An 11,793-nucleotide genomic window follows, 5' to 3' on the forward strand; every position below is an offset into this window, starting at 1 on the left:
TCTCTCCCCAAAGGGGAGAGGGAATAATCACAAGGCCTCAAAAATCGCACTCAGGCCGCTGCGTCGCTCCGTACGGGTGGTGACGGCCTGCACCAGCACACCGTCATCCGCGTACAGCGACAACCGCCGACGGGCACGGGTAATAGCGGTATAGACCAGCTCCCGGGTGACCACCGGGGAGATCTGGGTAGGCAGAATCAGCGCCGCATGATCGAACTCCGACCCCTGCGACTTATGCACCGTCATTGCCCAGGCGGTTTCATGCTCCGGCAGGCGGCTCGGCTGCACGGACTTCAGGCTGCCGTCCGGCATCTGGAACCAGACGCGCAGCCCCTGGCCCCGATCCAGCGCAATCCCGATATCACCGTTAAACAGACCCAGCGCACTGTCGTTGCGCGAAATCATTACCGGACGGCCTTCATACCAGCGGGAATGCGGCTGACGGCTGATGCGGCGTTTTTGCATCAGCACCTGCTCCAGCCTTTCGTTGAGCCCGGCCACGCCAAAGGGCCCGTCCCGTAAGGCGCACAGCAGCTGGTAGCGACTAAATGCCGCCAGAATTTCCCCTTCGGAGGCCTGGTGCTGTACCTGGTCGAGGAAATGCTGATAACCCTGCAGGGCATCCTCCAGCATCACCAGATACTCTTCCCCGCTCTGGAGCTGCTTTTTCTCGATATCACTGAATGTGCCGTCAAACACCGAGCGCAGCGCGTGCCGATCGCCGCGGTTAACCGCTGCCGCCAGCTTGCCGATACCGGAGTCGCTGCCGAAGCGGTAGCTTTTTTGCAGCAGGCACAGACTGTCGCGCAGCGCGCCCGCCACCGGGCTGATGTTGCCTTCCATCTGACATCCCGTCATCCCGGCGAGCTCCTGGGCACGCTGCACGGTAAAACCGGCGCTGGCCCAGGTGCAAATATCACCCAGCACCGCCCCCGCTTCGACGGAGGCCAACTGGTCGCGGTCGCCAAGGAAAATCACCCGGGCATGGGGCGGCAGGGCATCAATCAGACGAGACATCATGGTCAGGTCGATCATCGAGGCCTCATCCACCACCAGCACATCCAGATGCAGCGGGTTACCGCCATGGTAGCGCAGACGCTGGCTGCCCGGCTGAGCGCCAAGCAGACGGTGCAGGGTACTGGCTTCGGTCGGGAAGCGCTTACGCTGGAGATCGGACAGCGGGAGCTGTTGCAGCGCCCCGCCCAGCGACTCGGTGAGACGCGCGGCGGCTTTACCGGTTGGGGCCGCCAGCCGGATACGGCACTTCTCCTCCCCCGCCATCTGGATCAGCGCCGCCAGCAGGCGGGCAACGGTGGTGGTTTTACCGGTGCCCGGGCCGCCGGAAATCACCGAGATACGCCGGGTTAACGCCACCGCCGCCGCCACCTTCTGCCAGTTAACGGCTTCGTCAGAGGTGAACAGCGCATTCAGGGTACGCTGAACGTCGGCACTGTCGTGAGGTAACGGATGGTTGGCTTCGCTAAAGAAACTGGCCACGGCCCGCTCATAGCGCCACATCCGGTTGAGATAGAGCCGGTCGCCCGTCAGCACCAGCGGCGTTGGTTCGTCCCCTGCGCTCACTGCCCGGGAACGCATCAGCGTGGCGGACCAGTCCAGGGTTTCATCATGGAGGGCAAAACAGGCCTGCAGGGCGGTGGTTTTCGCCTCTGCTTTCAGACGTGACAGCGGCAGGCAGACATGCCCTTCTCCGGTGTCCCGGCTCAGGATTGCCGTCGCCAGCATCACCGAGGGTTCATCGTTCCCGGCCACCATCATCGCAAACTGTACATCCAGACGACGCAATACGCGCTGTTCTACGGCCTCCAGCAATAATTCCTGCATCGTCATGACACAAGCTCCTCTCGGCTTGCAGAAAACAAGCTGTCCATTTGATTGATTAAATTTTCATCCGGTCGGGTGGCAAAACAGCCGGACCCCGGCGAGCTGCCGTCGACGCCGCGTAAAAACAGGTAGATCACCCCGCCGAAATGGTGCTGATAGTCGTAGTCGGCAATACGGTGGCGCAGATAACGGTGCAGCGCCAGGGTGTAAAGTTGGTACTGCAGATCGTAGCGGTGGGATTGCATCGCGCGAGCCATCGCCTCCGGGGTATAGGCCTCGCCGTTTTCCCCCAGCCAGTTGGACTTATAGTCCAGCAGGTAGTAGCGCCCATTATGGCGGAATACGAGGTCGATAAAGCCTTTCAGCATGCCGCGCACCTGACGGAAATCGAGCGGCGGGCAGTCACGCGACAGCGGATCGTACTCGCGGATCAGCGCATCCAGCGCATCGGCGGTAAGCGGCCCGGCGACTGGCAGGTAAAACTCCATCTCAACCTGTTTATCGGTGGCTGAAAGCTGGCTCAACGAGATCCCCTCCTCATTGAGCGGCGTCTGCAGAACCTGGTTGATCCAGTGGGTCAGGACTGGCTCCCAGCGGGCGTCATATCCGCCTTTCTGCAGCATCTCCAGCACCCACTCCGGGGAGACGGGTTGCGTGAAATCGAGCGCTTCAAACAGACTGTGTAAAAAGGTGCCCGGCGAAGCGCCGCGTGGAAACTGGTGCGGCGTCAGCTCCTGCTCCTGTGCCACCTCGCCGGTGCCTGCGGCATCAACGTCGAGGCGCGGCATCAGATCCTGAGCGATACTGTGCCCGCGCTGCTGCAGGCCGGAGTAGCTGGTGACCCGCCAGTCATCGAACAGCGCGCGAGCCACCTGCCGGGCCTGCAGATCCGGCATCACCGACTCCGGCATCTGCCAGCGGACGGTGTCAGCCACCCCGGCAACCTGGAGTGCGATGTGGTCATTGCACAGGGTTTCCAGGCACTGGCGCAGCCCGGCCGCATCTTTCGGCTCGCCGCGCTGGATCAGGCGGCCAAGGGCGCTGAGGTGGAAATCGCTGTCACCGGACTTGTCGCCCCGACGCCGGAACAGCGGCGCGACGCCCAGGCTGCAGTGCCAGACCGAGCGGGTCAGGGCCACATACAGCAGACGTAAATCTTCCGCCAGCCGCTCGGCTTCGGCCAGCTCGACGCTGTCCTCCGCTTTGCTGAGGTCGAGCACGGCTTCAAAGGTTTTGCGATCGTGATAAAAGGCCTGATCCTGCACCCGGTAATTGGCAATAAAAGGTAGCCAGACCAGGGGGTACTCCAGCCCCTTCGATTTGTGAATGGTGACGATTTTGACCAGATGTTTGTCGCTTTCGAGGCGCATCTGCTGGCTTGAGGCGTTGCTGTTGGGTTCGGCGATATGCTGCGCCAGCCAGCGCACCAGGGCGTGCTCGCTCTCAAGCTGGGTTCCTGCCTCCTGAAGCAGCTCGCTGATGTGCAAAATGTCGGTCAGGCGGCGTTCGCCCCCCGCGGTGGCCAGCATGTTTTCGGCAATATTGCGCTGCGTCATGATGTCGCGCAGCATCGCCATCACGCCCCGCTTCTGCCAGCGCTCACGGTAGCGGGTAAACTCTTCCACCGCCTCATCCCAGAGGGTTTCACTGTTATTCAGCCTGTCGATGTCCCGGGCATTAAGACCGAGCATCGAGCTTGCCAGCGCGCTGCGCAAGGTGCTTTCCCGCTCGGGTGCCAGCACCGCCTGCAGCAGCCAGAGCATCTCCTGCGCTTCGAGAGTTTCAAACACGCTGTCGCGGTTGGAGAGATAGACCGAAGGGATAGTCAGCAACGTCAGCGCGTCGCGGACCAGCGCCGCCTCCTGACGACTGCGCACCAGCACCGTAATGTCCGAGGCCCGCACCGGCCGGGCCTCATCGCCCCGGTGCAGGATGGCTTCACCGCGAACACCGGCGCTCAGCCAGTCGCGGATTTGCGCCGCGCAGTGCTGGGCCATAAAGGCCTGGTAATCCCCGACGCCGCACCCCTCGCCCTCCATCAGCCAGACGCTCATCGCTGGCTGAAAATCACCCCGTAGCTCAAAGCGCAGCCCGGCATTCTTCGGGGCGGATTTGACCGGCTGGAAGGGGATCTCACGGAACATGAAGGCGTCGTTCATCTGTGAAAAGAGGGTATTGACGCTGTCCACCATGCCGGGCGCCGAGCGCCAGTTGGTATCCAGCGTATAGTGCGCGGCGACTTCGCCACGTGCTTTCATATAGGTGAAAATATCCGCGCCACGAAAGGCGTAGATCGCCTGTTTCGGGTCGCCAATCAACAGCAGCGCGGTGTCGGGCTGCTGACGCCAGATGCGGCGGAAAATCCGGTACTGCTGGGGGTCGGTATCCTGAAATTCATCGATCATCGCCACCGGAAAACGGCCCCGGATGGCCGCAGCCAGGGCGTCGCCACTGTCGCTGTTGAGGGCCTCATCGAGACGGCTGAGCATATCGTCAAAACCGAGCTCGCCACGACGACGCTTTTCACGCGCCACCGCCTCGCGGATCTCGGCCAGCGCCCGGGTGATCATCAGATCGTTCAGGGTCAGCGGTTCAGCCAGCAGGGTATCGATGGCGACAAACAGCGGGTGTTCCGGCACTTCGCCACCCGCTTTGGTCCGCTCCGCCAGGAACCTCTGCGAGAACTTCTCCAGCGCGTCAGGCAGTTGATAGCTGTGCTTCTCCTCCTGGGCCCAGGCCGTAATGCGTTCGATGTATTTTGCCTGGTTGCCGCGGTTGAACTTGCGCCGGTCGATACCGGAACCTTCGATAACCGCATCGATTTCCGCCACGCTGTTGGACCACTGCTGTTTCATGGTGGCGATTAAGCCGACGATCTTCTCATGGCGAGAGGCCAGGGTTTCGTCCGCAGGCGGGGGGGATTTGATAACCGGGGCTTCACCCTGCAGATAACGGTCGATGGAGCGGAGTAACTCTTCCGGACCTTTCCATAAACCGTGAACCGCTTCGGCAATATCGCGGGGCAAGGGGTAGCAGTGACGACGCCAGAAGTCGGCGCACGCCTGGTAGCGTAACAGGGATTCATCTTCGATGAGCTGCTGCTCAAAGAGCATGCCGGATTCAAAGGCATTCAGGCTGAGCATCCGCTGACAGAAGCCGTGGATGGTGAACACGGCGGCCTCGTCCATCTGGCGTTCCGCCAGTAGCAGCCACTGCGCCGCCTGCTGTGGGTCGTCGATCTCCTCCAGCAGGCTGGCATACAGCGGGTTGTCCGTGCTCTGTCTCAGGCAGGCGATGCGCAGCTCGTGAATGTTAGCGCGGATACGGCCACGCAGCTCTTCCGTTGCGGCTTCGGTGAAGGTCACCACCAGCAGCTCTTCCACGCTGAGCGGGCGGCTGAAGGCTGCGCTGCCGCCCAGTCCGAGCAGCAGTCGCAGATAGAGTGCCGCGATGGTGAAGGTTTTTCCGGTTCCCGCTGAGGCCTCTATCAGTCGCTCCCCCTGTAACGGTAAACGTAGGGGATCAAGGGACTCGGCGGTATCGGTCATTCGTTCTTACTCCTGGGCAAAGATTGCTGCAATGCACTCACGCTCTTCCAGACCGTCCAGCCTGCAGGTGGGGTGACGTCAGCTTTTTTGCTCTGACTCCCTGAAACCTGAGAGAGGATCGCCATCCCCTGCGGGGCAACCACCGCCTGGTGGAAGAAGTCGGCGACGTTCTGCGGCGTGAGCTGTTTTATCTCGGCCACTACTTTATCATGCGAATCGAAGCGCATATTACCCCGATCAAAATCTTTGCTGATCTTTGAGGCCTCTTCGGCAAGGGTTTGCGGCGGCTGCGTGATCTGGGCGATCACTGCCTGCTGGATCTGGGCAAACTCTTCTGGCTTCATGGCACGCAGCTTCGCTTCCGCTTCCGGGAAGAAGGCCTGGAAACGCTGCCAGAGATAATCCGGCTGTTTATCACTGCTTTGCAGCAGGAAGCCCATCCCCCACTGGCGACCAACGTTCATCGAGAAGGCAAACACGGCATAACCCAGCTGCTCTTCGGTACGTAACTGGCTGTAGAACCAGGGCTGCACGATCTGTCCGAGCACAGCGCTGTAAGCTGAGCTGGCGTATTCGTCATAGCCGGTCGGGACGAAGACCGCCGCCAGCGCGGAGTCTGTGCTGCTGCCGGGTTTCTCGAAAATCACGTTCTGCTGTTTATCCACCAGCACATCCTGGTTGCGACACCATTCGGTACCTTTAGCCCCCAACTGGGTGCGGACATCCTGCGCCAGGGTTTTCGCCTGATCTTCGCTCATGTTGCCGACCACCAGAAACTCTGGTCTGGCGTTGGTTTTCAGCGCCGCACGATAGGCCATCACTTCGTCGAGGGTGATGGACGGCAGCAGCGCCCGACGCTCTTCACGCTGGAAGTAAGGCACCTGGGACAGCATCTGCACCGGCATAATGGCCTGATCGAAGGCTTTGCCCTTTTCGGCAGAGTCCATCATCTGGGCATACCAGGATTTGGCCTGCGCCAGCTGCTCCTCGGTGGCGGTGTAGCTGAAGTAACCCTCCAGCAACGCCTTAAACAGCTGCGGCAGACGCTGAGTGTAGCCGTTGGCGTTGAGCATCAGGCCGTTATTGGCGTTGGTCGAGAAACCGATCCCGCCCACGGCGGCCTGGTTGCTGAGCTGATCCAGCGCGATGCCGGCCAGATAGTCATTCAGGGCAAACATCACCTGGTTTTTGGCGCTGTCCATCGCCGCAGGATTACGCAGCACCATACTGACGTTGGCTTTCGGCTCGCTGGCGAAATAGCGGCTCGGGGTATAAACCACGCGCAGGTCAGCCTCATCCACAATCAGCTGCGGTTTTGCATACGCTTTAGCTGGTTTGATCAGCGTGAAGTCGTCCGGGATATAGGGGTTCACCTCCGGCAACTTGAGCGCAATCGCGGCAGATTTCTTCTGCCAGTCGGCAAAAGTTTGCTCGCTGATTTTATCCACCTGATACTCAGCATTCACAAAGTAGGCCGTTTTGTTATGCGGCTCGTCCGGGCTGATGTACCAGACACGGGCGTTCTGCGGCGTCATCATCGCCAGACGGGCTTTGACGGCGTCAGGATCGTACTTATCGGCGATATTGACCGCATCCAGCGTATGCTCAACCGGCACACGGATCATGGTGTCGGCCAGCCACTCAACGTAGTCCATATCGCGGGTGATGGAGGGATAACGGAAGTCGAGATCCAGCACGTGCGCCAGCTCGTCGAAGTAGCGTTTATCGACGCCTTTGTCACGCAGCAGCGCGAGGTAGCTGAAAATCGCGGCAACCACCTCATCACGATGGGCCAGCCCTTTATCGGTTAAGGTCGCGGAGATAGCCAGCACACCGCTGTTGCCGTTGACGATTGGATCGGAGTCCGCGCGGATACCTTCCACCAGCCCCTGGTTTTGCAGCCAGTCGGAGAGCGTGTCCGGGCTACGGTTGCCAATCAGGTAGTTAACCAGCTCGTCGGTTTTACTGCGGAACTGCGGCGTGTTGTTATCGATACGGAATTCCACGCGCAGTACCTTGCGCGGCATCGCGGGAACATAGTGAATGATTAAGCCTTTCTGCGCATCGGTGACGACCGGCACGGTGATTTCCGGGCGAGTAATATCTTTATTCGGCACCCGACCGTAGGTTTCGGCGGCGAGTTTCGCCAGCTCAGGCAGAGGTTTGTTGCTGTACACCACCGCTTTCATCAGATTGGCGGAGTAGTATTTGTCGCGGAAGGCGTGCAGCGCATCGAGCACCGGGCTGTCCGGCTTGTCGCTCAGCGTTTCGAGATTACCACCAGAAAAGCGGGAGCCAGGGTGCGCCGGGTTGATGGTTTCGGCACTCACCTGGGCCATACGCATCCCGTCCCGGGTACGGGCCATCGTCAGCTCCGCATTGACGGCGTTGCGCTCGCGATCGGCATATTTTTTATCCAGCAGCGGGGCGGCAATGGCATCCGCAAGACGATCGACCGCGCCTTCCAGCGCATCGTTTTCGACTTCCAGATAAAAGGCCGTGCGGTATGGCGCGGTGCTGGCGTTATGGCTGCCACCGTGTATTTTTAAAAATTCGGCCAGGCTGTCTGGCTGCGGGTACTTCTTTGAGCCCATCAGGGTCATATGTTCAAGATAGTGCGCCAGCCCTGGATGGGACTCAGGATCTTCCAGCGAGCCCACCGGCACCACCAGCGCCGACAGCGACTTTACCGCCTGCGGATCGGAAACCAACAGCACGACCATCCCGTTATCAAGACGGATCGCCTGATAGTCGCGGGTATCTTTATCGCTTTTGCGAATCGTTTCCTGAACGGGTTGCCAACCGGTATTTGCCTGACTGAGGGGGGTCCAAAGAGCGACGAACAAAACTAAGGTTTTCAACAAGGTGCTGCCTGGCATTCACTACCTCTTCATCACGGACATCATCATTAACACGCTTTGTGCCAGACAGGCCAGCATCTCTTTGTGGTGTACATCAGTCCATGACAAGATGGGCATCATAAATGAATGCTCAAATCTGTGCAATTTTTACACAGAGCCAGGACTAATTAAATTTATACAGCGGCAACAGATAGCGTCGGGCCTCGTCTGTGATGGCCTCGAAGTACTCCGGCTCCAGGGTTCGCCACAGGCGTTGGTACCAGACATCGTCCCCTTCCCCACGCACGATCATGTTGCCTTCGTAGGCCTGCAAAAATTTGCTGCGCGCTTTTTGCAGGGTCGCGTCATCCGTTAACATCGCATCATTTGTGGCGTCGTAACAGGTTTTAATCCACGCCCCCCCACTTTCTGGCAGCAGCAGCAGCGGCGTATTCATCCCCTGCCGGTAACCTTCAACCAGCTGCGACAGATACTCCATCGCCTGCGCGGCAGGCAGCGCCGGGAAGCGCCATTCACCGTCTTTACGCACAAACAACCGGCTCTCACCTTCGCCACCGCTAGCACAATAGACAAGGTGTTCCAGCCAAAGTTGCAAACCTTGCGAAACGCTGAGCATCGACGGACGCCAGCGCAGCAGCCCGTCAGGCTGCACGTGCTGCAGCCATCCCGTCAGATTCACGCCGTTGCAGTTGAGATCGATCTCCATGCTCTTGCCAGGCTGACGGCACTCAATCACCCGACCTGCAAGGGCCCGCATCTCCTCACACTGGGCATCCCAGGTGATTTCACCGAAGGCGCCATACGGCAGCTGACCCGCCGCGCGATAACGGCGGAACAGCTTCTGCGCATCTTCCTGCTCCACCAGCGCGTTCAAAAGCTGCTGGTTTAACTGGTAGCGGCTTAACCCATCCAGGGTAAAGGGCTCCGCATCCGGGATCTCGCTCTCTTCGGAGCGGAAATGGACCTGCAACCGCATCTGGAAAAAGGCCCGCACCGGATGGGCCCAGAAACGCTGGAGCTGTTCAAACGCCACCGTCTCCAGCGGCAAGGGATCCAGCGTCTGGATAAAGTCGCCATGGGCCACCCCTTCCCGTTTCGCGGCGGGAAGCCATTCCCGGGCATAGCTCTGCTGCTCGTTGTCTTCGTAGTTGACGGCATCGAACGGCATACGGCTGTGACAGCAGGTGATATGCGCCTTCACGCGCTGTTCACTTTCATCGCAATTAAGGTGTTCATCGCCCGGCAGATAATGGCTTTGGCCGATGTAGTCCACCAGCTCCTGAACCAGCACCGACGGGAACCGTTCACTGTTGTCCTGAATGGAGCGGCCGATGTAGCTGATATAGAGCTGCTGTTGCGCCGAGATCAGCGCCTCGAGGAACAGGTAGCGGTCGTCATCGCGACGGCTACGGTCACCGCGCTGGGACTGTTGGCTCATTAAATCAAACCCCAGCGGCGCCAGCGCGCGCGGGTAAATGCCGTCGTTCATCCCCAGCAGGCAGACCACCTTAAACGGAATGGAGCGCATCGGCATCAGGGTGCAGATGTTCACCGGCCCGGCGAGGAAGCGCTGGCTAATACGCTCCTGGTCGAGACGCAGCGTGAGTTCATCGCGTAATAGCGACAGGGGGATCGCTTCGCCGTAGTGCGAGGAGATCCCCTCATCAATAATCGCCTGCCACTGCTGCTCAATAAGCGCCATCGCCGCTTCAGTTTCCTGATCCGGCAGGAAGAAATCGTTGAGCATCTCCCGGCATACCGGCATCCACTCCTCGAGCGAGCGCGATTTCATCAGCTCCCGCCGCCAGCGGTTAAGTTGCATCAGCAGCGAAGCCAGATGACCCACCAGCTCGGCGATTAAGCCGCTGGATTCGTCATACGGCAGGACAGCGTTCCACTCCCCCTGGCTGCTCTCCATGGCGTAGCCGAGCAGCATACGCGTCAGGCCGAACTGCCAGGTATGCTGGCCGGTGACCGGCAGCTCAAACTCCTGCACGTTGTCATCGTCCATCCCCCAACGCACGCCTGATTCGTTGACCCACTGACGCAGGTAGCGCAGCGCGTCCTCATCGATATCAAAACGGGCCGCCAGTACCGGAACATCCAGCAGGGCCAGCACATCTTCCGGAACGAAGCGGCTGTCCGGCAGGGAAAGCAGGCTGACAAACGCCTGCAGGGCCGGGTGGGACTGGCGCGCACGGCGGTCCGATATCGCAAACGGCAGATAGCGATCGCCCGTCGCGCTGCCAAACACCGCCTGGATATAGGGGCTGTAGCTGTCGATATCCGCCACCATCACCACGATATCGCGGGGCGTGAGCTGCGGATCGTCCTCCAGCATCGCCAGCAGGTTGTCATGCAGCACCTCGACTTCACGCTGCGGGCTATGACACAGATGGAGGGTCACGCTGCGATCGTCGGGATCGAGCAGACGTTTGTTGGCGCTGCTGGCAAATTCTGCAGCCGTGACGCCAGCCACCGCGCGGTTTTCCAGATCCAGAATATCCCGCTGCACGTTATGCAGCAGGCTGTCCGGGGTGATATCCGCAAAGGCATCGACATCTCCTTCACCGGAGGCGGTGAGCTCTGAGAGCATGTAGATATAGTCACGCCCCAGTTTTCCCCACGAGGCCAGTAACGGATTCGGTAAGTCCTGGATCCCCTGTTCATCAAAAAGATCAGCCGCCGTCTCGCTGTCTTTAAACAGCGGCACCGCACGCTCGTCAAACAGGCGACGACGCTGGCGCGTGACGATGCGGGCCAGCCAGCGGGCATCCTGAATATCTCCCCAGTAATGCCGACACGGGTTGGTGAACAAAATATGAATGTCGATGTGTTTGCCCAGCGCATTCAGCGCCTTGAGGTAAACCGGCGGCAAGGCGGAGATCCCGCAGATAAAGACCCGGGACGGCAATCCGGCAGGCGGCACTGAGGCGGATTCCAGCGTTGCGATAAAACGTTCATAGAGATTGGCGCGGTGCCACTGCGGCTGACCCAGCTGTTCGGTATGTTCCACCAGCGCTTTCCACAGCGGTGCCTGCCAGACCTGCGCCTGGTCAAGACCGTCGATCAGTTCACCGGCTTCCCAGCGCGTTAACCATGTGGGGCGATAGACCAGATACTGGTCATAGAGATCCGCGGTACGCGACGCCAGCTGAAACAGCTTTCGTTTGTCGGTATCGTCGTTCAGGTAGTGGCGCAGCATGGCGAATTCATCATGCGTCAGCATCTCCGGCAGCAGCGTCATCAGCTTCCAGCTCATGCTCTGTTTGTTAAACGCGCTTTGTTTTGGGATCTCCGGCAGCACGCGGACAAACATATCCCAGATAAAGCTGGCGGGTAGCGGAAAATCAATATTGGCGGCAATACCAAACTTTTGCGACAGGGACATCTGCAGCCACTGGGCCATACCGGTGCTCTGAACCAGGATCATCTCCGGTTCAAAGGGATCGTCGAGCCGCTGCTGCTCGACGATGAATTCCATCAGTGCTTCCAGCACATCAAGACGGTTTGAGTGGTAGACCCTTAACATTGCTGCTCCC

Annotated in this window: 4 protein-coding genes; all 4 read right to left on the minus strand. The window is 59.8% G+C overall.

Annotated elements, in window-relative coordinates; genetic code table 11:
- Positions 1-27: 27 nt before the first annotated feature.
- The 4 genes from recD to recC all read right to left on the minus strand — a co-directional run bounded on the left by recD (position 28) and on the right by recC (position 11,783).
- Positions 28-1,848 carry an exodeoxyribonuclease V subunit alpha gene (recD, locus tag M8318_RS14030; RefSeq protein ID WP_262663260.1) on the minus strand — a complete coding sequence of 607 codons (1,821 nt, stop codon included), beginning with the start codon at positions 1,846-1,848 and terminating at the stop codon, positions 28-30.
- A complete protein-coding gene (gene recB, locus M8318_RS14035) occupies positions 1,845-5,390 on the minus strand; it encodes an exodeoxyribonuclease V subunit beta (RefSeq protein ID WP_262663261.1) in 3,546 nt (1,181 codons plus the stop codon). Before recB ends, recD begins: the two co-directional genes overlap by 4 nt.
- Positions 5,387-8,269 (minus strand): pitrilysin, encoded by a 2,883-nt coding sequence (gene ptrA, locus M8318_RS14040; RefSeq protein WP_262663262.1) that lies wholly within the window; start codon positions 8,267-8,269, stop codon positions 5,387-5,389. Before ptrA ends, recB begins: the two co-directional genes overlap by 4 nt.
- A 145-nt stretch (positions 8,270-8,414) precedes the next feature.
- A complete protein-coding gene (gene recC, locus M8318_RS14045) occupies positions 8,415-11,783 on the minus strand; it encodes an exodeoxyribonuclease V subunit gamma (RefSeq protein WP_262663263.1) in 3,369 nt (1,122 codons plus the stop codon).
- Between the last annotated feature and the right edge of the window lie 10 nt (positions 11,784-11,793).

Source organism: Leclercia tamurae (assembly GCF_025566055.1).
GTDB classification, from domain to species: domain Bacteria; phylum Pseudomonadota; class Gammaproteobacteria; order Enterobacterales; family Enterobacteriaceae; genus Enterobacter; species Enterobacter tamurae.